Annotated in this window: 20 protein-coding genes; 6 read left to right on the forward strand and 14 right to left on the reverse strand. The window is 64.8% G+C overall.

Translation table 11 applies throughout. From position 1 onward, the window contains the following. Nucleotides 1-33: 33 nt before the first annotated feature. The 6 genes from JGU72_RS03095 to JGU72_RS03120 form a co-directional block, all read right to left on the reverse strand. The gene (locus JGU72_RS03095; RefSeq protein ID WP_199682256.1) at nucleotides 34-294 is read right to left on the reverse strand and encodes a hypothetical protein; all 261 of its coding nucleotides are present in this window, start codon (nucleotides 292-294) and stop codon (nucleotides 34-36) included. Then, nucleotides 291-1,394 carry a succinyldiaminopimelate transaminase gene (dapC, locus tag JGU72_RS03100; protein ID WP_199682257.1) on the reverse strand — a complete coding sequence of 368 codons (1,104 nt, stop codon included), beginning with the start codon at nucleotides 1,392-1,394 and terminating at the stop codon, nucleotides 291-293. The genes JGU72_RS03095 and dapC overlap by 4 nt, the downstream gene beginning before the upstream one ends. A gap of 3 nt (nucleotides 1,395-1,397) precedes the next feature. After that, complete coding sequence (gene fdxA / locus JGU72_RS03105; protein ID WP_199682258.1) at nucleotides 1,398-1,721, reverse strand: ferredoxin; 324 nt, start codon at nucleotides 1,719-1,721, stop codon at nucleotides 1,398-1,400. A 108-nt stretch (nucleotides 1,722-1,829) separates the two neighbouring features. Further along, nucleotides 1,830-2,552, reverse strand: a complete 723-nt coding sequence (locus JGU72_RS03110) for a hypothetical protein (RefSeq protein WP_199682259.1) — start codon at nucleotides 2,550-2,552, stop codon at nucleotides 1,830-1,832. Beyond that, complete coding sequence (locus tag JGU72_RS03115) at nucleotides 2,549-5,089, reverse strand: bifunctional FO biosynthesis protein CofGH (protein WP_199682260.1); 2,541 nt, start codon at nucleotides 5,087-5,089, stop codon at nucleotides 2,549-2,551. Before JGU72_RS03115 ends, JGU72_RS03110 begins: the two co-directional genes overlap by 4 nt. Nucleotides 5,090-5,134: 45 nt before the next feature. Next, nucleotides 5,135-5,779 carry a TetR/AcrR family transcriptional regulator gene (locus JGU72_RS03120; RefSeq protein ID WP_199682261.1) on the reverse strand — a complete coding sequence of 215 codons (645 nt, stop codon included), beginning with the start codon at nucleotides 5,777-5,779 and terminating at the stop codon, nucleotides 5,135-5,137. Between the two features lie 73 nt (nucleotides 5,780-5,852). Between JGU72_RS03120 and JGU72_RS03125 the strand changes: the two genes are divergently transcribed. Then, a complete protein-coding gene (locus tag JGU72_RS03125) occupies nucleotides 5,853-7,247 on the forward strand; it encodes an FAD-binding oxidoreductase (protein WP_199682262.1) in 1,395 nt (464 codons plus the stop codon). On the opposite strand, the gene JGU72_RS03130 is transcribed toward JGU72_RS03125, so the two are convergent. Continuing rightward, nucleotides 7,215-8,123 carry an oxygenase MpaB family protein gene (locus JGU72_RS03130; protein WP_199682263.1) on the reverse strand — a complete coding sequence of 303 codons (909 nt, stop codon included), beginning with the start codon at nucleotides 8,121-8,123 and terminating at the stop codon, nucleotides 7,215-7,217. The two genes, JGU72_RS03125 and JGU72_RS03130, sit on opposite strands and share 33 nt — an antisense overlap. Nucleotides 8,124-8,210: 87 nt before the next feature. On the opposite strand from JGU72_RS03130, the gene JGU72_RS03135 reads away from it, so the two are divergent. From JGU72_RS03135 to JGU72_RS03145, 3 genes are all read left to right on the forward strand, one after another. Further along, on the forward strand, nucleotides 8,211-8,849 hold the full coding sequence (locus JGU72_RS03135; RefSeq protein WP_199682264.1) for a TetR/AcrR family transcriptional regulator: 639 nt from the start codon (nucleotides 8,211-8,213) through the stop codon (nucleotides 8,847-8,849). Nucleotides 8,850-8,873: 24 nt separating this feature from the next. Further along, nucleotides 8,874-9,377 (forward strand): PH domain-containing protein, encoded by a 504-nt coding sequence (locus JGU72_RS03140; RefSeq protein ID WP_233531059.1) that lies wholly within the window; start codon nucleotides 8,874-8,876, stop codon nucleotides 9,375-9,377. 83 nt (nucleotides 9,378-9,460) lie between these two features. After that, on the forward strand, nucleotides 9,461-10,897 hold the full coding sequence (locus JGU72_RS03145; RefSeq protein ID WP_199683174.1) for a PH domain-containing protein: 1,437 nt from the start codon (nucleotides 9,461-9,463) through the stop codon (nucleotides 10,895-10,897). Here the strand turns inward: JGU72_RS03145 and JGU72_RS03150 are convergent. Next, nucleotides 10,894-11,616: an enoyl-CoA hydratase/isomerase family protein gene (locus tag JGU72_RS03150; RefSeq protein WP_199682265.1), complete on the reverse strand. Its 723-nt coding sequence runs from the start codon at nucleotides 11,614-11,616 to the stop codon at nucleotides 10,894-10,896. The two genes, JGU72_RS03145 and JGU72_RS03150, sit on opposite strands and share 4 nt — an antisense overlap. Nucleotides 11,617-11,656: 40 nt before the next feature. Between JGU72_RS03150 and JGU72_RS03155 the strand changes: the two genes are divergently transcribed. Then, nucleotides 11,657-14,659 carry an alpha-mannosidase gene (locus JGU72_RS03155; RefSeq protein WP_199682266.1) on the forward strand — a complete coding sequence of 1,001 codons (3,003 nt, stop codon included), beginning with the start codon at nucleotides 11,657-11,659 and terminating at the stop codon, nucleotides 14,657-14,659. Continuing rightward, nucleotides 14,656-15,354 (forward strand): uracil-DNA glycosylase, encoded by a 699-nt coding sequence (locus JGU72_RS03160; protein WP_199682267.1) that lies wholly within the window; start codon nucleotides 14,656-14,658, stop codon nucleotides 15,352-15,354. The genes JGU72_RS03155 and JGU72_RS03160 overlap by 4 nt, the downstream gene beginning before the upstream one ends. On the opposite strand, the gene JGU72_RS03165 is transcribed toward JGU72_RS03160, so the two are convergent. The 6 genes from JGU72_RS03165 to JGU72_RS03190 all read right to left on the reverse strand — a co-directional run bounded on the left by JGU72_RS03165 (nucleotide 15,351) and on the right by JGU72_RS03190 (nucleotide 21,243). Then, nucleotides 15,351-15,719: a hypothetical protein gene (locus JGU72_RS03165; RefSeq protein WP_199682268.1), complete on the reverse strand. Its 369-nt coding sequence runs from the start codon at nucleotides 15,717-15,719 to the stop codon at nucleotides 15,351-15,353. The genes JGU72_RS03160 and JGU72_RS03165 overlap by 4 nt on opposite strands. Next, nucleotides 15,716-15,874: a hypothetical protein gene (locus tag JGU72_RS03170; RefSeq protein WP_199682269.1), complete on the reverse strand. Its 159-nt coding sequence runs from the start codon at nucleotides 15,872-15,874 to the stop codon at nucleotides 15,716-15,718. The genes JGU72_RS03165 and JGU72_RS03170 overlap by 4 nt, the downstream gene beginning before the upstream one ends. A gap of 36 nt (nucleotides 15,875-15,910) precedes the next feature. Next, the gene (mshB, locus tag JGU72_RS03175; protein WP_199682270.1) at nucleotides 15,911-16,789 is read right to left on the reverse strand and encodes an N-acetyl-1-D-myo-inositol-2-amino-2-deoxy-alpha-D-glucopyranoside deacetylase; all 879 of its coding nucleotides are present in this window, start codon (nucleotides 16,787-16,789) and stop codon (nucleotides 15,911-15,913) included. After that, nucleotides 16,786-18,501, reverse strand: a complete 1,716-nt coding sequence (locus tag JGU72_RS03180; RefSeq protein ID WP_374101069.1) for an ABC transporter family substrate-binding protein — start codon at nucleotides 18,499-18,501, stop codon at nucleotides 16,786-16,788. The genes mshB and JGU72_RS03180 overlap by 4 nt, the downstream gene beginning before the upstream one ends. A gap of 27 nt (nucleotides 18,502-18,528) precedes the next feature. After that, on the reverse strand, nucleotides 18,529-20,451 hold the full coding sequence (gene typA, locus JGU72_RS03185) for a translational GTPase TypA (protein WP_233531063.1): 1,923 nt from the start codon (nucleotides 20,449-20,451) through the stop codon (nucleotides 18,529-18,531). A 375-nt stretch (nucleotides 20,452-20,826) separates the two neighbouring features. Continuing rightward, nucleotides 20,827-21,243, reverse strand: a complete 417-nt coding sequence (locus JGU72_RS03190; protein WP_199682273.1) for a (deoxy)nucleoside triphosphate pyrophosphohydrolase — start codon at nucleotides 21,241-21,243, stop codon at nucleotides 20,827-20,829. Nucleotides 21,244-21,249: the final 6 nt, after the last annotated feature.

Here is a 21,249-nt window from a genome sequence, read left to right on the forward strand (position 1 = left end):
TCGATTGTTGCCTAACCTACCGACAAGTCGGTGCTAGTCCTCGTCGAGTTCCATGAGTACATCGGCCGCGTCGGTGTTACCGCCGTCGGCAAGACGACGCAGCTCGGTCATGTCCCCACGCTCACCCGCAAGCTCGACCAGTACGTCTGCCGCGTCCGAACTCCCGCTGTCGGCAAGACGACGCAGCTCAGCGGTGTCGCCACGTTCACCGGCACGCTCGATCAGCTCGTCGACCGCGTCCGAGTCGCCGGCCTCCGCGCGACGTCGCAAGTCGGCAAGCTCAGGATCCGTCAAGTCGACAACCTACTCACACCCGCCGAGATTCGTTCGTCGCTCGCGGTCAGCGCGATTCGGACGTGCCGAGCCCCACCCGGACCGTAGAACTCGCCGGGAGCGACCAATATCCCGCGGTCGGCGAACCAGCCGACCGTGTCGCGGCACTGCTCCCCGCGAGTTGCCCAGAGATAGAGGCCTGCCTCGCTGTGGTCGATCGTGAAGCCCGCCTCGCGCAACGCCGCGAGCAACACCGCTCGCCGGCCGCGATACCGCGCGCGCTGCTCGTTTTCGTGCTCGTCATCGGCGCAGGCCGCAGCCATCGCCGACTGCACCGGGAAGGGCATCATCATTCCCGCGTGCTTGCGGACCTCGAGCAACTCCGCGATCAACGCCGGATCGCCGGTCACGAACCCAGCGCGATAGCTCGCGAGGTTCGATGTCTTGGACAGCGAGTGCACGGCAAGCAGATTCGTGAAATCGCCACCGCACACTCGGTTGTCGAGAATCGAGACCGCCTCGCCCTCCCATGTCAGGCCGAGGTAGCACTCGTCGGAGGCCACGATGGCGCCGCGTTCGCGCGCGTAAGCGACAACTTTGCGCAGGTGCTCGACCGGCAACACCCGGCCGGTCGGATTCGACGGCGAGTTCACGAAGATGAGTGCCGGCGTCTCGGGTCCGACACGCGTCAGCCCATCAGCGCGCAGCATTCGTGCGCCGGCCAGAAGCGCGCCGACTTCGTAAGTGGGATAGGCCAATTCGGGGATGACAACAAGGTCGTCAGCAGTCAGGCCCAGCAAGCGCGGTAGCCACGCGATCAGCTCCTTGGTACCGATCGCGGGCAGTACAGCGTGCGGGTCCACACCTGTGATGCCGTAACGCCGCGCCAGCGACGTCGCCACGGCTTCGCGAAGAGCGGTGGTGCCGTGCGTCGTCGGATATCCCGACACATCGGCGACGGCGGCGAGCGCCTCACGAATCAGGGGTGCAACCGGATCGACGGGAGTGCCGACGGAGAGGTCGACTATGCCGTCGGGGTGCGCCAACGCGCGCGCTTTTGCGGATGCCAGTGTGTCCCAGGGAAAGTCCGGAAGACTTGCACTGACCGGTCTGCGAGGCAATTTTCAGTCTTCGCCCATGGGCGGCAACGCCTTGACGAACGGCGGGTCGAAATCGGTCTTGCCGACTTTCGCAGCACCGCCGGGCGAACCGAGATCGTCGAAAAAATCGACGTTGGCGCTGATGTAGCCCGTCCACTGATCGGGTGTGTCGTCTTCGTAGAAGATCGCTTCGACCGGGCAAACCGGCTCGCAGGCACCGCAGTCCACGCACTCGTCGGGGTGGATGTACAGCATGCGGCCACCCTCGTAGATGCAGTCGACAGGGCATTCTTCGATGCATGCCTTGTCCAACACGTCCACGCACGGTTCAGCGATGATGTACGTCACTGCTGCTCTCCCTGTTCCCTAAGACATTTGTCCCACACTCGCGCAGGACAACCTCAACTCCACGAACAGTATCCCCGCTACTGTCCGACTCCGTCTTGCCAGCCTCCCCTAACGTGCCGCCAACCAGGCCTGACCTTCGGTTGCAGCGCGTCCGAGCGCACCGAATTCACCCAGATAGTTCGCGGCGACACCGACAACGGGGATCATCGACACGTAGCGAAACAGCTTTCGCGGGCGCGGTCGCTTGGCGAGTTCGTCATCGATCGACCGAAGGATGCGCCCGATCCGCCACAGGGCCTTGGCCAGCGCAAACGGCGTCCGATGGTCCTCGTGCGGCGCATCGTCCGGCGCAACCTCGCCCCCCGCGGGAATGGTGCGATGACACAGCACCGCCGCGAGCATTCGGACCTGCTCGTGCCGATCTGTGACATCGTGCTCACGAGCAACCGCACACAGCACTATCGCCTGGTTGCCGAACCCGAGCGCGTCCTGAATCGGCAAACCCTTCGCCAGAAGGCCGAACACACCCGGATACGCGACGATCAAGTTGTTGACCGCCCCCACGCGCGCCACCCACCAGCGGCAACGCTGGTCGACGGTCATCTCGTCCCACGCTTTGGTTCCGGGCACGTCGGCGGTGTTCAGCACCCACGCAATCGCATCCAGGGCCGTGTCGAGGTTCGTATCCGGCGACGGTTCGGTCCGCTTCGTGCGTTCCCGCAGGCCGAACGGGTCCGTCGACGCAAGCACTCGCAGCACTGGGTTCACCACGACCAGCGCACTGTTGAGCACCTCGACAACGTGCTTGTCGGTGATTGCACTCGAGGTCATGCGTACACCGTGGTCCGTTGCTTGGCGGGCCGCCCGATGTCCTCCGCGATCGCACGCAGTTCAGCGACCGATTTGGCCGACCCGTGTTGGGATCCGGCCATCCGCGAGATCGTCTCCTCCATCAGCGTTCCGCCGAGGTCGTTGGCACCGCCGCGCAGCATCAGCTGCGAGCCGGTGGTACCGAGCTTCACCCAGCTCGTCTGAATGTTGGAGATCCGGCCGTGCAACATGATTCGTGCCAGGGCGTGCACCGCGCGGTTGTCGCGGATAGTCGGGCCCGGCCGTGCCGCACCCGCCAGATACAGCGGCGAACTCTGATGCACGAACGGCAACGGCACGAACTCGGTGAATCCGCCTGTCTCGTCCTGTATTCCGCGCAGGACTCGCAGGTGCCCGACCCAATGCTTCGGGTTGTCGACGTGGCCGTACATCATCGTCGAACTCGACCGCAGCCCCACCTGATGCGCTGTGGTCACGACCTCGATCCATTCTGCGGTCGGCAACTTGCCCTTGGTCAGCACCCAGCGGACTTCGTCGTCGAGAATCTCCGCCGCGGTTCCCGGAATCGTGTCCAAACCGGCAGCGCGCAGTTCGACCAGCCAGTCCCGAATGCTCTGGCCACCGCGGGAAGCGCCGTTGACGATTTCCATCGGGCTGAACGCGTGCACGTGCATCGACGGCACCCGCGCCTTCACGGCACGCACCAGGTCGGCATACCCGGTAACCGGCAACTCCGGATCGATCCCGCCCTGCATGCAGATCTCGGTTGCACCCTCGACGTGCGCCTCCCACGCCCGATCGGCAACCTCGCCGGTCGACAGCGTGTACGCATCCGCGTCGCCCTTGCGTTGCGCGAACGCACAGAAACGGCAACCCGTGTAGCAGATGTTGGTGAAGTTGATGTTCCGGTTGACGACGTAGGTGACGACGTCGCCCACCGCATCCCTCCGCAACTCGTCGGCGAGCGCCACAACAGCTTCCAAACCAGGACCGTCTGCTGTCGCGAGCGCCAAGTACTCGTCGTCGGTGCAGCCACCGGGATCGCGTTCCGCGGACCGCAGTGCGGCGACGAGATCGGTGTCGAAACGTTCGGGCGCCTGCAGCGACAACACCTGCTCACGCACGGTTTCCCAGTCGCCGAACGCGCTGGCGAGGTCGCTGCGGGTGTCGGTATTGCGACCGTCGGTATCGATCGCCGAATGTAGATCGGTGCGCCCCACCGATTCCCACGACTCGTCGGGCTCCTGCCACGGCAGGCCAACGGGTTTCGTCTCCAGCTTCGCCAACCCGGTCGACGGGTCCGCCAACGCCCGCACATGCGCAGTGATCCGCGGATCGATCCACGGCTGACCTGCGAGCACATACTTCGGTTGCGCGGCAGTGCGTTCGGTCAACACATAGCCCGCTGCCGCCGTGAGTTCGGCCAATGTGTCCAAATTCGGCCACGGCCGCTCCGGGTTCACATGATCCGGAGTCAACGGTGACACGCCGCCCCAATCATCGACTCCCGCACCGATCAACGCCAGGCACTCGTCGTTCGACACCAGATTCGGCGGTGCCTGAATCCGCATCCCCGGCCCCAGCAGCAGACGGGCGACCGCGATCGTCGCGAGGAATTCCTCGAGACCGGCATCGGGGGCTGCGCGCATCGCCGTATCCTGCTTGGCCAGGAAGTTCTGAATGATCACTTCCTGGACGTGACCGAAAGCCTTGTGCGACTTGCGGATAGCCATGATCGACTCCGCGCGGTCGGTCAGTGTTTCACCGATGCCGACCAGAATGCCGGTCGTGAAGGGCACGCTGAGTCGGCCCGCGTCGGTGAGCGTGCGCAATCGCACCGCGGGATCTTTGTCCGGACTTCCGTAGTGGCACTGACCTTTTTCGGTGAACAGCCGTGTCGACGTCGTCTCCAGCATCATGCCCATCGACGGCGCCACCGGCTTGAGCCGCGAGATCTCCTGCCAGCTCAGGACTCCCGGGTTCAGATGCGGCAGCAACCCGGTTTCCTCGAGTACCCGGATCGACATCGCCCGCACATAGTCCAGCGTCGAATCGTAGCCGCGCGAGTCGAGCCATTCCTTCGCCTCGGGCCACCGGTCCTCCGGTCGGTCACCGAGGGTGAACAGCGCCTCTTTGCAACCCAGCTCGGCACCACGACGCGCGATCTCGAGGACTTCGTCGGGATCCAGGAACATGCCCTGACCTTCGGCACGCAACTTGCCCGGCACCGTCACGAAGGTGCAGTAATGACATTTGTCCCGGCACAGACGCGTCAAGGGAATGAACACCTTGCGCGAGTACGTCACCTGCTTCGGCCGACCTTCGGCCTCCAGGCCCGCGTCGCGCACCCGGGCGGCAGACGAACATAAATCGGCGAGGTCGGCGCCACGTGCCTGCAGCAGGACGACGGCCTCGTCGACGTTCAATGTCACGCCATCTCGGGCTCTGCGCAGCACCCGCCGCATGGCAGAGGGAGCCGGCGAGCGGGCCGGCGCGATCGGGTCGGGCAGGAAGGTCACCGTTCGATCATGCGCCACCCCGCGCGTGGCGTGCCACTGGAGGGGTCCAACCGCCGATCCTGATCACCCGCGCGGCTCGAGCACCGCGGCCACGATCGACCGTTCCAGCCAGCGCCGGTACGCCTCGAGCGTCCAGCCTCGATCGTCGACGAGCATCTGCCACACCTCGGGTGCGGTGAGCATCCAGACCGTGTCTATCGCCTCCCGCGGTTCGAATTCCGGCCCCTTGCCGACAAGGCTTCCGATGAAGCCCTCGACACCGGCCAGGCGCTCGGCGCGGGATGTCTCTGCCAGCATCCGCAGGTCTTCGTCTCCCGACCGCGCACCGGCGAGGATCAGCGCCATCAACGGACCGAGCCGTTCGACCAGCTCAGCCGACGCCCGGGCGAAGGTTGCGATTGCCCTGCGCGGATCGGGATCGGCCAGCATGCGGCGAGTTTCCGGGCGGTCGGCGAACGGAACGTCCTCTTCGTCACCGGCCACAACCACGTCGTAGACGGCCTTCATCAGCACAGACTTGGTGCCGAACGACTTGTAGAGGGTCTCGCGGGAGACACCCGCCGCCTTCGCAATGGACGACATCGAGGATGCCGCATAGCCGCGCGCGAGGAACTGGTCGCGTGCCGCGACGAGCGCTCGGTGGCGCGTCGCGACGGCCTGCTCATCGCGCAGAACGCTCTGATACGCCCTCTTGACAGATTCAGACATTGGATACACAGTATGTAAATCGATTACACACATTGTCAACCCAAGGTAGATTCCGATGACAACAGTCCATTCCGTGGGAGTACCACAAACCGGCAATCGATTCGGCGAACTCGCGGCACAACTCACCGGAACGGTCGTCACCTCAGGTGAGCCGTCGTGGAACACCGCCCGCCGCGCGTGGAATCTCGCCATCGATCAGACGCCCGCCGCGGTCGTGTTTGCCGAGTCCCCAGCAGACGTCGCAGCAACCGTGCGTTTCGCCGCCACTCGCGACCTCAGGGTCGCAGCACAGGGCACAGGACACCTCGCCGCAGCACTCCCCGACCTATCGGAGACAATCCTGCTGAAGACCGAGCGGCTGCAGTCCATCTCGATCGATCGGACTGCGAGGTCCGTCCGGATCGGTGCCGGGCTCACGTGGGGCACCCTCACCGAACGACTTCGCGAGCAAGGACTTTCAGGTCTGTACGGCACGTCCGACGGCGTAGGTGTCGTCGGATACACGATCGGCGGCGGCATCGGCTGGCTCGCCCGCACGTACGGAATCGCGTGCTCGTACATTCGCAGCGCCGAAATCGTCGATGGGACAGGCGAAGCGCGCAGCGTCGACGCACAGCTCGACCCAGACCTGTTGTGGGCCTTGCGCGGCGGTGGCGGCGGGTACGGCGTGGTCACCTTACTGACCTTCGACGTGCAACCCGCGGCCGAGGTTTACGCAGGATCGTTGTGGTACCCGCTGGAGCAGGCAGCAGAGGTCCTCGACGCGTACCACACCTGGACGGCTGACCTCCCCAACGTAGCGACGACCGCCGTTCGATTGATGCGCATCCCGGATGCGCCGTTTGCGCCGGAGCCGCTGCGCGGCAAAGCATTCACAATCCTGCAGGGATCCATCCTCGGTGCAGAGCCGGCACAACTCCTCGCGCCGATGCGCGCGTTGCGACCCAGCACCGATACCTTTCGGAGGACCACGACCGACGCCATCTCGGCCGTCCACCTTGCACCGTCCGATCCGTCGCCGACAGCGGGCGACGGTTTCGTGCTCGACGATCTACCAGCGGCCGCCCGCGCCGTGGTCGTCGAGCAGCTGGGCGCGGGCGCGGAGACGTCGCTCGCCGTCGTCGAATTCAGGCACCTGGGCGGGAAGCTCGCGCAACCGGATTCGGGCGGTGGCGCGCTCACCCACCTCGCTGGGCGCTACCTGGTCAAGACGGGAAACGTTGCTCCCGACCGACACGCGTATGCCCGCGTGCTGAAAGACTCCGCAGCGCTGAACGATTCGCTGCGGACCTGGGCAGCGCCGCGCGACTACCTCAACTTCCGCGAGATCCCGGTCCAGCCCGGCACCCTGTTCGACGACGACACCTGTGCCCGGCTCCGCAACGTCAAGAATCGGTACGACCCGGGCAGCGTGATCGTGGGGCGGCAAACCCCTTCACATGGGCCGGTGTTCCAGCATCCGCTGTAGGCGAGCCTGTTCCCGATTGGCTTTGCGCGCTTGGAAGGCGATCGGGAAGTACCGCACCCGCTCGGGCAACATCGGTACAGCCCGCGCGACTGCCCAGCCCAGTGCGCGCAGCGCGACCTCGTCGGTCGTCGACCACTTCAACCCGAGCTTGCGGCGCGCAGCATCCGGAGTGGTTCCGACCGTCACGAAGTGCTGCACCTTGCCCGGGTAGTGCATGCCCACGCGCCACAGCGGGCGCAGGGCAGGGTGCAATTGCGGCGGCGGCGGGATCCTGCGCAGAGTCGCGAGGTAGTCGTACGCCGTCTGATGGGCGACCAGTGTGTCGTTCATGACCTCGTCGAACTTCTCGAGGTATTCGTCGTAGGTCGCGGGGATCTCTTTCTCTGCCACATGGAGATTGCGCATCAACTGCACGGTCTCCTGATAGAAGGCTTCGGCCTCTTCGTCGGAGTACGGCTCCCGCGAGAAGTACTTGGCCCCGACGACGTAGGAATAGGGCGCCGTGAGCGGCACCCATGCCCATGCGTTGGACGCCAGCGCGTGGTAGGTCACGCCCTGCTCGTCTGTCGAACGCAGCTTCGCGTGCATCGCGCGCAGCCTGTCGCCCTCGGCGAGGCCTTCCTGTCCTCCGTAGATCCAGGTCATCACCGACGCAATGCTGCGGTCAGCTCGACCGATCGCGTCGGTCTTGTAGACCGAATGTTCGGCGACGACGGTGCCGATCGCCGGATGCATCGTCTGCAGTAGAAATGCCGAACCGGCAGTCAAGGAGAAGGTGATCAAACCGACGTCGTCCCAGAGCCGCATTCCCGGCTCGATTGGACGCCTGCGGGCCGGTACTTCCCGGAGGGGAACGGCCTGAGATAAAGAGGGCATGAATCTTCCTTTCACGCGTCGTTGCGTTAACCTAGCTAACAGCGCGGATCAGGACGGATACAAGTCGCGTTTGGCAGGAGGTCGTCGATGACGCAGAAGAACAGCGATCACCTGCGCAAACAACCGACCCAGGAGCGCGCGCAGGCCACCGTCGAGCGCATTGTTTCGGCATCGGGTCGCGTTCTGGCCGGCCACGGGTACAGCGGTTGCTCGACAAACCGCATCGCCGACGAGGCCGGAGTCAGCAAAGGATCGATCTACCAGTACTTCGCGGACAAGGACGAAATCCTTACCCAGCTCGCGCAAACGACGATGAACAAGGTGATGTCGGACGTCGGCGCAGCGATCGACGTCCACCTCGGCGGCGACCTCATGAAGCTCGGCCGCTGCGTTCTCGAGGCGAGCTTCGACACCATCGAACTGCATCAGCCGGTCTTGCAACCGCTCCTCCTCGAGGCCCCGCACATCGACGTCATCGGCATGACGGCGTCGATCAGACAGCGCGCCCAGGACATCGCACGGGCATACATCGCGATGAAGCCGGGCGAGTTTCGCACCGACCTCGATTCGGAAGCGATGATCTTCGTGTTGTTCACGACGCTCACCGCAACCATGGTGAGTTACCTGACCGGTACCACCGATCTGTCGCGAGAACGCATCACCGCGACCCTCACCCAGCTCGCCGCAGAGTGCCTCACAAGTCCGGGGCCCGCGCCTGCGGGGTAGCGCCGAATCGTGGACGATGGCGTCATGGTCCCCGATCCGAAAGTGACGATGGCGCTGCCGGCGAACCGTCCGAGTCCGAAGGCCAGACAACTCTGGGCGATCAACGCGGCGCTCATGTGGGTACTGCCCTTCGCAGGCCAAATCGTCTGGGCGGTAATCGCCGACGATTGGACCGGCTGGCCCCACGGGGTTCTTTTCGCCGCATCCGGCCTCGCCGCGATTGTGCACATCGTGGGTGTGCCGATCTGGCGATATGCTGTACACCGTTGGGAGATAAGCGATTCGGCGGTGTACACGCGCACAGGCTGGTTCGTGCAGGAGGCTCGGATCGCACCCATTTCGCGGATGCAGACGGTCGACACCGAGCGCGGCCCCATCGATCGACTGCTCGGCCTGGCAACCGTCACCGTGACAACGGCTTCTTCGGCAGGCGCCGTGAAGATCACCGCCCTCGACTACGCCGTCGCCGAGCGAACAGCGGCACAACTGACTCAGATCGCCAGCCTGCACACCGGAGACGCGACGTGACGGACCTCGTACCACCCGAAGCGTCCGGCGCTGTAGCCGAAGTTCTCGAGGAGAACCAGCCGTGGTTGCGACTCGACAAACGAATGCTGTTGGTGCACCCGGTTACCGAAGCCGTGAAGTTCCTGCCCGTCCTGTTGGTGTCGCTCGTGATCGGGACGCAGAGCGGCAACCACATGTGGGGCTTGATCGCGCTCGCCGTCATCGTGTTGTTCGCCCTGCAGCGCTGGTTCACGACGACGTACCGCATCGGACCGGTTCACATCGAACTGAAGACGGGGTTGTTCCAGCGAAAGTTGTTGTCCATTCCGCGCACTCGCGTTCGATCGGTCGACGTAGAGGCGCCGCTCATGCACCGCGTACTCGGTCTTTCGGTCGTCCGGATCGGCACGGGCACGGGCCGCGGCGACGAGAAGTTCGAGCTCAACGCGCTCGACGCCGCACTGGTGCCCGGCCTGCGCGCCGCTTTGCTGACAAAACCCGAAGCGGCCGAACCTGATTCGGCGCCACCCGCCACGGTGGGACTCGACAAGGCAGGACTCGACATTGCGCACTTCTCCCCGAGTTGGGTCCGGTACGCACCGTTTTCATCGACCGGCGTGGTCGCTGTACTCGCCACAGTCGGCCTGGCCTTCCAATACGGGCTCGGACGACAGCTCGTCGAGTCTGCTGCAGTCTCCGGATTCGTCGACTCGACAGCGCATTTCGGGGTGGTCGTCGCCGTCGGTGCAGCCGCGATCCTGCTCCTCGTGGTCGCGAGTGTTCTTGCGTGCGTGCGATACCTGCTCGCGTACGGCGGGCTGCGCGTGGTCGACGACGGTCGGGTACTCCACGTCAGTCACGGCCTCCTGAAGACCCGGCAGACTTCGCTCGACCGCGCACGGTTGCGTGGTTCGACACTCATGCAGCCGTTACTCGTCCGGCTCGCGGGTGGAGCGAGACTCGACGCGATCATGACGGGCGTAAGTGCCGAAAAGCGTGAGTCGTCACTGGTTCTGCCTCCGGCACCGGTCGCCGAGGCTCGCCGCGTGATGGCCGACCTCATCGGCGACAGCATCCAATCGAGCGTCGAGTTGACCCCGCACGGCCCCGCTGCTGTACGTCGACGGTTCACGCGCGCGCTACTCCCGGTCCTGGCCGTGCTTGCCGGATTGGCGATCGCCCAGGTCGCTGGTGTTCACATCGCCTGGTTTGTCTGGTCCCTGGCCGGCGTGCTCAGCGTCGCCGCGACCGGTGTCGCATGGGATCGGCAGCGCGGCCTGGGCCACGCGGTGCTGCCGGGCTGGCTTGTCACACAAAGCGGTTCGCTCGATCGCAGGCGTAACTGTGTGCAGTCAGCCGGAATCATCGGCTGGACCGTGCGGCAAAGCTTCTTCCAGCGGCGCGCCGGAGTCGCGACGATCGTCGCCGCGACCCCTGCGGGACAAGGCCACTACGACGTACTCGACCTACCGGCCGAGGACGCTTGGGCGCTCATCGAAGCAGTTCAGCCCGGCGCCGGCGATATCTGGGCGCGCCGCTAGCCGCGAGTTACGCCGGAAATCGCCGTACGGAACAGATCGCCGTCGTTGAAGCTGGCATCGCCCAACGCATTGGCGTATGCGCGAAACTGCGTCTTGCTGACGTGAATTGCATGCTCGGGCTTTGCGACGATCTGCTCGGCCAGGCCATCGACCGCGGCGTCGAGTTGGCCACTGTCCACGAGCCGATGGACGAGGCCGATCCGGTGCGCGGTCTCGGCGTCGTACCGATCGCAGAGCATCACGATTTCTCGGGCACGGGCGGCGCCGACCTCCGCGATCAATCGCGGAACCGATCCCCAGGTCATCGGAATTCCCAAGTCGACCTCAGGTAGCGCGAAGGTCGCATCAGGACTGGCAATACGGAAATCGCACGATTGCGCGAGCGCAAAACCACCTCCGAAGACATGCCCCTGCAGTCGTGCGATGGTCACTACCTCGCAGTCCGCGATGGCCCTACAGGCTCGCGATCCGACGTCAGCGCGCCAGCGCTGCTCCCGAGCCGTCTCTCCGCCGAGACCGGGCGGATTCTTGAGATCTGCTCCGGCACAGAATGATCGGCCGCGGCCACCGAGCACGATCACCTTGACGGAAAAGCGACGGGATGCCTCGTTGAACACATCGGCGAGCTCGGACAGGGTCTCGTGGTCGAGCGCATTCAGCGAATCCGGACGATTGAGCCACACCCGCAGGACGGGACCGTCCTCGACGAGTTCCAGCATTCGCGCCTCCCAGTTTTCTACCTCGAGTAGGGTCCGAATCATGCACGACGACCGCCCGCTTGTCGAAGGTCGGATCGGCCGGTTCATCGATCAGCGCATCAATCCTGCCGTATATGTATCGCGCGGCTCGACCACGGTGACCGCCTGGACCGTGCCGGACGAACCGGTCCCGTTCGACGAAGCGGCCGGGCAGAAGTTCGAACCGATCGAGTACGGCGCCGCGTGGGGCGCACCGTGGGGCACGATGTGGCTGCATGTCACCGGAACGGCGCCCCCAGAGTGGTTCGACTCCCGCGGTCGACTGCCGCGCGGAATGATTCCAGAATTGCTAGTCGAACTCGGCTTCACCGGAGGACCGGGGTTCAACGCGGAGGGGCTCGCCTACCGCCCCGACGGATCGATCATCAAAGCCGTTGCACCGTTTAATAATTGGCTTCCGATCGACCCGAAGGAACCGCTCGACATCTATCTCGAATGTGCGGCAAATCCTGACATCCCGGGATTTCAGCCTACCGACCGCGGCGACAAGGCCACAGCCGGAAGCGATCCCATCTACCGCCTCCGCGAAATCCAGTTCGTGCTCCGTGATGCCACGGTGTGGGAGTTGCAACAGGACATCGCGGTGCTGTGGAGCCTCATGCACGCGCTCCCGTTCGACCTGCCACGCAGACACGAAATCCTGCGTGCGCTCGAACGGATGACGGACACAATGGATCCCGACGACGTAGCAGGCACAGCCGCGGCAGGCCGCGAGGTGCTCGCACCTGTCCTCGCGAAACCTGCCTACGCGAGCGCGCACAACATCATCGCCGTCGGCCACGCACACATCGACTCCGCATGGTTGTGGCCGGTCCGTGAGACGGTCCGCAAATGTGCGCGCACGTTCTCGAACATGGTGGATCTGATGGACCGGCATCCCGAGTTTCGGTTCGCCTGCTCGTCGGCGCAACAGTTCGCGTGGATCAAGGAGCACTACCCCGAGCTGTTCTCCCGAATCAAGGCGAAAGTCGCTGCCGGTCAGTTCATTCCGGTCGGCGGAATGTGGGTCGAAGCGGACACGAACATGCCCGGTGGCGAGGCGATGGCACGTCAGTTCGTTGCCGGAAAGCGCTTCTTCATCGACGAGTTCGGTATAGACACCCCGGAGGTCTGGCTGCCCGACTCTTTCGGTTACTCGGCGGCCCTGCCCCAGATCGTCACGGCATCGGGCTCGAATTACTTTCTCACGCAGAAGATCTCCTGGAACCAGACCAACCGGATGCCCCATCACACGTTCCGGTGGGAGGGTATCGACGGCACCCAGGTCTTCACCCATTTCCCGCCGGTCGACAAGTACAACTCCGATCTCGGTGGCTCGGACCTCGGTCACGCACAACGTAATTACCGTGACATGGGCGCCGGAACCATGTCGCTCGTGCCGTTCGGCTGGGGCGACGGTGGCGGCGGACCGACGCGCGAAATGATCGCCGCGGCCCGGCGAACGCACTCGCTGGAAGGATCGCCGACGGTCACCATCGGCAGTCCGATCGAATTCTTCGAGAAGGCCTCGGCCGAGTATCCCGCTCCCCCGGTCTGGTCGGGCGAGCTCTATCTCGAACTCCATCGCGGAACCTACACGTCGCAAGCCAACACGAAGCAAGGAAATCGCCGCAGCGAAGGTCTGCTTCGCGAAGCCGAATTGTGGGCGTCGACCGCGGCTGTGCGCGGTGTGTTCGACTATCCCTACGACGAACTCGACGAGGTCTGGCGACTGGTCCTGCTCCAGCAGTTCCACGACATCCTGCCCGGCAGCTCCATTGCCTGGGTCCATCAGGATGCCGAACGGAACTACGCGGCTGTTGCCGAACGGTTGACAGCGGTCATCTCGGCGGCGACCACCGCACTGGCCGGCAAGGGCCGAAAGACGTTGCTGTTCAATGCCGCTCCCACCGACCGGGACGGCGTTCCAGCGCTGGGGGCAGCGGGGGCCCCGACACCGAACCACTCCCCACCGCGCAAGCACCGGCGCGGCTTCGTACTCGACAACGGCATGGTCCGCGCCGTCGTTTCCGGAAAGGGACTTGTCACGTCGCTGGTCGACGCCGCCAGTGGCCGCGAAGCGATAGCACCAGGCGCCGCCGGGAATCTGCTTCAGCTGCACCGTGATACGCCGAATGTCTGGGATGCGTGGGACATCGACGAGTTCTACCGACACGTCGTCACCGACCTCACCGCGCTCGATTCCATCACCGCCGACGGTGCCGACGTGGTGCTCACCCGCAGCTTCGGAAAGTCCCGCATCGTGCAGCGGCTTCGACTCGCAACGGACGCGCCCGAACTCCTTGTCACCAACGAAATCGATTGGCACGAAAGTCAGAAGCTGCTCAAACTGGCGTTTCCCTTCGACGTCCACGCCGATCGGAGTGCGTCGGAAACGCAGTTCGGCCATGTCTTCCGCCCGACCCACTCGAACACGTCATGGGACTTCGCGAAGTTCGAGATCTGTGCCCACAGGTGGGTGCATGTCGGCGAGTCCGGCTACGGTGTCGCTGTGGCAAACGACTCGACCTACGGACACGACGTCGGGCGCCGGACCCGCGAGGGTGGCTGGACGACCACAACGGTCCGCTTGTCGCTGCTGCGTGCACCCCGATATCCCGATCCACATGCCGACCAAGGCGCTCACACGCTGCGTGTGGCGATCCGACCGGGCGCGACCATCGGCGATGCCGTCGAATCGGGCTACCGAATCAACCTCCCCGCACGTGTGGTGAAGGGCGCCGCGGACGAGATCACGCCCCTGCTCAGCGTTGCCAACCCGGCGACAGTGGTCGAGGCGGTAAAGCTCGCAGAGGACCGCAGCGGCGACGTCGTCGTGCGAATCTACGAATCCCACGGGGGGCGCGCGACGACGGCGATCACGGCCGACTTCCCGTACGAGTCCGTCGAATTCACCGACCTCCTCGAACGGCCCGTCGACGGACCGGCACTCTCGCACAAGGGCGCTACCGCGGCTTTCGAACTCCGCCCGTTCCAACTCGTGACGCTGCGATACCGGCGATGACACCCCGAACCCTCGAGCAATTGGACAAGGCGGTCGCGGACTGCCGAGCCTGCGAACGGTTGGTCGCATGGCGCGAGCTGGTGGCCCACGAGAAACGGGCCGCTTTTCGCGATCAAACCTATTGGGGCCGAGCGGTTCCCGGCTTCGGCCCGGCGGACGCGAAGCTCCTGATCGTCGGTCTCGCACCGGCAGCGCACGGGGCGAACAGGACCGGTCGCATGTTTACCGGCGACCGCAGCGGAGACGTGCTCTACGCCGCGCTCCACGCGGTCGGGCTGGCCAACCAGCCGACAGCTACGCACATCGACGACGGACTTGTCCTGCGTGGCACCAGGATCACCGCACCGGTCCACTGTGCACCGCCGGACAACAAACCTCTGCCCGACGAGCGGGAACGCTGCAGGCACTGGCTCGACGCGGAGTTGCGGCTGCTGAACCCGCGCGCGATCGTCGTACTCGGCGCCTTCGGGTGGCAGACCCTCCTGCCGTCGCTGGGCGATGCCGGATGGACGATTCCCCGGCCGCGCCCGAAATTCGCACACGGCGCGGAAGTCGAGCTTGCGGGCAAGCCCGAACCGCTGCACGTCTTCGGGTGCTACCACGTCAGCCAGCAGAACACCTTCACCGGCAAACTGACACCTGCGATGCTCGAGGCGGTCCTCCGGCGCGCCGCCACCGCAGCCGGCCTGAGCTAGCGAACCGAAGGATGCTGCGCGAGTTTGTACAACAGCGCGGCGGGCGGCAGCAGCCCGCCGGCGAAAAGGAGCAGCGTCGCCCAATTCATCAGCAGCAGCACGTCTGCGCCCGGACCGCTCGACAGGCCGACAACGAAGCCGATCAACCACGCCACCAACGGCAGGCTCAGCAGCAACAATCGATCGGTCACTTCGCGCGCCAACAGAATGAGCGCGACATTGATGACACCGGCAATGAGAGCGGCCACCGGGAACGCATGCCCGCCGATGTAGGTCGGTAGGAAGAGCACCTCGAGAACGAACGTCAGGAAACCGTCGAAGATCAGCAGTGCCAGAACGATTTTGCCGAGCGCGGCATAGGTCACGGGACCGGCGGATACCCCAGCATTGTCAGCAGGTGGCTCTGCAGATCCACGAAGGCGTACAGGGTGTTCACGTACAGATCGTGTTGCATCTGACCCGACGGACGAAGACTGTCCACGAACGCCGCTATCGCGTTCTGCAGATCCCAGTTGTACATTTCGTTCCTTCTTCCGAGCCATGCCCCGTCCCGAGTCTATTCCGCGATCCCTGCGAACAGGTCGTGTTCGCGACCATCGTCGCCGACCGGTCCGCTGCTGCCACGCACGAGAACGAAATGTTCCTCGCTCAGCACCGGCTGCACGATGTTGTTGGACAGTGCATACTCGGTGCCCGACGGCGCGACGGTCACCTGGGTGGCGTGCGCGCGGAAAGCCGCCCGTTTCGCCGCGAGCACGTGCGACACGTCGATAACGGCGGTTACCGATTCGGTAGGCACGGCCGGCAATTCGCCAACGCCGGGTCGGCGCCACCCCGCCGGCACCTCCGCTATCGCGGCAAGTTCGCGCTCGAGCACGGCACCGTCGGTCACGGTCCAGTACAACTTCGCCGGGTCCCACGGTTCGCCGGCATCCGGGAAATCCGTCGTGCCCGCGGCCTCGAACGCCGCGCTGGCAAACCTGTGCACCTGAATGTGGTCGGGGTGCCCGTACCCGCCATCCGGGTCGTAGCAGACGACGACGTGCGGCCGAACTTCCCGAAGGACAGCGACGAGCGCACCGATCGCTTCCTGTGGGTCTGCGTTCACGAACGCGCGCGGATTTGCCGCCGCGGCGGTGCCCACCATTCCGGAATCGCGCCAACGTCCGGCTCCGCCGAGAAACCGCGGACCCGCGGCACCCAATTCGTCAAGTGCCCTCGTCAGTTCGAGGATTCGGTACCCGCCGAGCTGATCCGCGCGGTCGGCAACCAACTGCGCCCATGCAGTGCCGATGACCTCGCCCTCTTCACCGAGCGAACAGGTCAGCACCGTGACCTCGACGCCGGCGCGCGCATAGTGCGCAATCGTGCCGCCGGTCGTCAGCGATTCGTCGTCAGGATGAGCGTGAACCAGCAACAGCCGCCGTGCACTCACTCAGGCTTCCTCGTCCAGTCGTACGCGTCGCCGAAGATACCGGTCTGGATCGGGCCCACCAGGGTCACGCCGCCGACCTCACCACCGACCGCGACAACCGTCATGTCCTGCATAATCGGGAGCACCGTGTGCAATTGCCACAGTTTGGGCTCGATCTGCGGAAGCAGCTCGACGAACGGTGCCTGGCCGCGAACCGCGGTGTCGATGAGCGGTTGCAGTGTCGGATCGCAGACACCAGGCAGATTGCTCGAGCCGAGGGCGTCGGGTCCACCGTCTTCGAATTCACAGCCGAATCGTGAGGCGAGTGCGGTCGCCGGGTCGTTGCCACTGCGCACCCAGCCGACGAGGGCATCGATGTCGCCCTTGATCAACGCGTCCCCGTACAACTCGTCGGGCTGTAGTCGCACCACCGACGCGTCAAATCCCGCGTCGCGCAACTGATCTGCGACCGTGCTCGCGACGGCGCCTGCCGTATCGTCGTTCTCCGGCACACCGATTCGCACTTCGAGCTTTTTACCGTTCTTCGTGATCAGCGGCATCGGCGTACCGTCCGCCACCGGCAACACCGGAACGACGTAACCCGCTTCGCCGAGCAGTCCGTACGCCTCCTCAGGCCGCAGTCGCGGCGGCTCGGTCGGGACATAGCCCGGATCCGACGGCGAAAGCACTTGCGCACGAACATGTTCCACGTCCGACCGACTGCCCGCTCCGACACCGGCCAACAGCGTCGGATCGAGGAACGAGAGGAGACTGTGCCGCACTCGTTCGTCGGCAAGGTCGCCGTTGCGGGCATTCAGCGCAATTTCGAGTACGCGCGGCTGAAAAGTAACTGCGGTCTTGACCGCAGGGATCGCAGACAACTGCGATTCCGCAGCCTTCGAACCGTGCACGGTCGCGATCTGGGTATCCCCCGATCGCATCGAATCCGCAAGCTGCGCAGGCAAACCCGCGCGCCGCATGATGATCTGGTCGGGCTTGGCGGGGACGTCCCAGAAGCGGTCGTTGCGTTCGAGCAGGATTTCGTCACGGCCGCGGTCGATCGACTTGATATTGAAATGGCCGCCGGAAACCGGAATCGTCTCGGCAAGCCCGCGCTCGAACCCACCCGGCGCGTCCTTCACTAGATGCGAGGGCAGGAGATTGGCGAAGAGCTCGGGCCACGCAGGGTAGGGCCCCTTGAACGTGACGACCACAGTCTTGCCGCCGCCGGCAGACGCGACGTTGTCGATCAGTTCGTAGCCCGCTGGATCGACAGCGCCCGGCTGTTCGATCATCTGCTGCCACAGGTAACGGAAGTCTTCCGCGGCGATCGGCGCGCCGTCGGACCACTGCGCCTCGTTGCGAATCTGATAGGTGACGGTAAACGGCTCCTCCGCCGTCACAGCCGCCGACGCCATCACGACGTCGTCGAGAATCCACTGGGTTGCACCCGGCACGTCGGGGCGCACCGCGGGCCGGAACACGCTCGGCAGCACGAGCGAGGCCACTGCCGCAGTCGCGGGCGACTGATCCGCGAGTAGGTGCGGATTGAACCCGATGCCGATGTCGTCGATTGCTACGACGACGGTGTTCGACGTCGGTACCGCGGTCGGAGTGTTGGGCCGGTCAGTGCTTTCGATCGGCGGCGGCGGATCGGCGATACAACCCGAAAGGGTCGCTGTCGCAGCAACTATCGATACCGCTGTGAGAAACCGCCCGAATCCAGCCAGCACTGACCCTCCGTCCCGTGTCAACGCACCCTACAACGCAGCCTTGTCACGAGCCTTGCGTCGCGACAGATCGCGAGCGCGCTCGGTCGCGTTCAGCATCACCTTGCGAACCCGAATCGCGTCGGGCCCGACTTCGACGCACTCGTCCTGTGCGCAGAACTCCATGGCGCCCTCGAGATCGAGCTTGATCGGTGTCGCAAGCGTTTCCACGATGTCCGCGGACGACTGCCGCATGTTGGTGAGCTTCTTCTCCCGCGTGACGTTGATGTCGAGGTCTTCCTGGCGCGGGTTGATGCCCACGACCATTCCCTCGTAGGTCTGGACACCAGGCTCCACGAAGAACGTGCCACGGTCCGCCAACTGCGTCATCGCGTACGGCGTGACCTGACCCGCACGGTCGGAGACGAGCGATCCGGTGTGCCGGGCGCGAATCTCGCCGGCCCAGGGCGCGTAGCCGTGGAACACCGCGTTCATGATTCCGGTGCCGCGCGTATCCGTGAGGAAGTCGGTCCGGAAGCCGATCAGACCACGCGAAGGAACGATGAATTCCATTCGGACCCAACCGGATCCGTGGTTTGTCATCTGGACCATCTTGCCCTTGCGAGCGGCGAGCAACTGTGTGATGCCACCGAGGTGCTCTTCGGGGACGTCGACGATGAGCTCTTCGAAGGGCTCGTGGATCTTGCCGTCGACAGTCCGGGTGACCACCTGCGGCTTGCCCACGGTCAGTTCGAAACCTTCGCGGCGCATCTGCTCGACCAGGATCGCCAGCGCGAGTTCGCCTCGGCCCTGGACCTCCCAGGTGTCCGGTCGTTCGGTCGGGACGACCTTGAGTGAGACGTTGCCGACGAGCTCGGAATCCAAGCGCGCCTTGACCAGTCGGGCGGTGAGCTTCTTTCCACCGTTGCGGCCGGCCAGCGGCGAAGTGTTGATACCGATCGTGACCGAGATAGCGGGCTCGTCGACGGTGATGCGCTTGAGCGCGACCGGATTCTCGGGATCGGCCAAGGTGTCGCCGATCATGATGTCGGGGATTCCCGCGATTGCGACGATGTCGCCGGCCACACCCTCTTCGGCCGGATGGCGCTCGACGCCCTCGGTAGCGAGCAGTTCCGTGATCTTGATCTGCTTGACCCCGTCACCGTGCATCCACGCGACGGTCTGGCCCTTCTTGAGCTTGCCGCTGTAGATACGCACGAGCGCGAGCCTGCCGAGGAATGCGGACGCGTCGAGGTTGGTCACGTGCGCCTGCAGCGGGCCTTCGGGATCGCCCTTCGGCGCGGGGATGTAGCTCAGCAGAACGTCGAACAGCGCGTCGAGATTCTCGGCATTCGGCGCGTGGCCGTTTTCGGGCCGCTCCTTCGATGCCTTGCCCTCGCGTCCGGACGCGTACAGAACCGGCAGGTCCAGCGCGAGCTCGGCAGCCTCTGCGGCTTCGTCGTCCAGATCGGAAGCCAGATCGAGCAGCAGATCGTGGCTCTCTTCGACGACTTCTTCGATTCGCGCATCGGGACGGTCCGTCTTGTTGACCAAGAGAATCACCGGCAGCGATGCGGCGAGCGCCTTGCGGAGCACGAAACGGGTCTGGGGCAGCGGGCCCTCGGATGCGTCGACAAGCAGCACGACGCCGTCCACCATCGACAGCCCACGCTCGACCTCGCCACCGAAGTCGGCGTGGCCCGGCGTATCGATGACGTTGATGACGGTGATGGAACCGTCCTCGTGGTGCCGGTGGACGGCCGTGTTCTTCGCGAGAATGGTGATGCCCTTCTCGCGCTCGAGGTCGCCGGAGTCCATGACTCGGTCGACGAGCTCAGCCCGCGCGGCGAACGCGCCGGACTGGCGAAGCATCGCGTCGACAAGGGTGGTCTTACCGTGGTCGACGTGCGCCACGATCGCCACGTTCCTGAATGTCCGGGCAGGCGATGCGGCGGAAGATGTGGGGCTCGACAACGCTGTATTCTCCTGGCTGATTCTCCGCGCAAGGGTCTTCGCACGGCACTCTTCGCAGATCTGGCCGCCGCAACGCACAAATAATCGAACGAATCGCCATCTGGGCGCTCGCTCGGGCATTGCGGCCAGCCATCAGAGTACCGGTCCGCAGCGACTTTGAATTCCGTCGACTACCTCGAGCGTAGGCTGACGTCAGATTTCCGCGCGCAAACGAGGAGCAGCAACCGAACATGGGCAAGGTCAAAGCCAAAAAAGTTTCGGGGCTGAAACCCAAGAAGAAGTGCTGCCGCAGCAAAACTCGATGCATCAAATGCCCGGTCGTCATAATGCGAATGAAGAAGGCCGAGAGTGCCGGTGTGTGTGGCAAGGATCTCGTCAAAGCGCTGAAGAAGGCGCGCGCGGCGTAAGCGCGCACACAAGTTCTTCCAGCCAGATCCGATCGTTCGGGACCAGATCGATCTCACGCAACTGCGCAGCAGTCACCCAGCAGACCGCTGCGTGGTCGAGGGGTTGCGGAATTCCAGAGCGCACAGTCGTGCGGTAGGCCCGCAGCACGAAACCGTTCGGCAAATCGACGTCGACGCCGATCCGCTCCCCTGCCACTGCTTCGATTCCCAATTCCTCGCGCAGTTCCCGCGCGACCGCAGCCGCGGGAGTTTCGTCTGCCTCGACCTTCCCGCCGGGCAGTTCCCACAATCCGGCGAACTCCGGCGGCCTCGTGCGCTGCGCCAGCAACAACCGTCCGCCTGCCACGATCGCTGCCGCGACCACTTCTATGGGCTCGGGTTGCATGGCACC

This window comes from Antrihabitans auranticaus, assembly GCF_016481275.1.
Taxonomy (GTDB): Bacteria; Actinomycetota; Actinomycetes; order Mycobacteriales; family Mycobacteriaceae; genus Antrihabitans.

Excerpts from the sequence above, each read along its gene's own strand:
- JGU72_RS03110 (WP_199682259.1), bottom strand. The coding sequence starts at position 2,552 with ATGACCTCGAGTGCAATCACCGACAAGCACGTTGTCGAGGTGCTCAAC.
- JGU72_RS03120 (WP_199682261.1), bottom strand. The coding sequence starts at position 5,779 with ATGTCTGAATCTGTCAAGAGGGCGTATCAGAGCGTTCTGCGCGATGAG.
- JGU72_RS03130 (WP_199682263.1), bottom strand. The coding sequence starts at position 8,123 with ATGCCCTCTTTATCTCAGGCCGTTCCCCTCCGGGAAGTACCGGCCCGC.
- JGU72_RS03135 (WP_199682264.1), top strand. The coding sequence starts at position 8,211 with ATGACGCAGAAGAACAGCGATCACCTGCGCAAACAACCGACCCAGGAG.
- JGU72_RS03140 (WP_233531059.1), top strand. The coding sequence starts at position 8,874 with ATGGTCCCCGATCCGAAAGTGACGATGGCGCTGCCGGCGAACCGTCCG.
- JGU72_RS03145 (WP_199683174.1), top strand. The coding sequence starts at position 9,461 with ATGCTGTTGGTGCACCCGGTTACCGAAGCCGTGAAGTTCCTGCCCGTC.
- JGU72_RS03150 (WP_199682265.1), bottom strand. The coding sequence starts at position 11,616 with ATGCTGGAACTCGTCGAGGACGGTCCCGTCCTGCGGGTGTGGCTCAAT.
- JGU72_RS03155 (WP_199682266.1), top strand. The coding sequence starts at position 11,657 with ATGCACGACGACCGCCCGCTTGTCGAAGGTCGGATCGGCCGGTTCATC.
- JGU72_RS03160 (WP_199682267.1), top strand. The coding sequence starts at position 14,656 with ATGACACCCCGAACCCTCGAGCAATTGGACAAGGCGGTCGCGGACTGC.
- JGU72_RS03170 (WP_199682269.1), bottom strand. The coding sequence starts at position 15,874 with ATGTACAACTGGGATCTGCAGAACGCGATAGCGGCGTTCGTGGACAGT.
- JGU72_RS03190 (WP_199682273.1), bottom strand. The coding sequence starts at position 21,243 with ATGCAACCCGAGCCCATAGAAGTGGTCGCGGCAGCGATCGTGGCAGGC.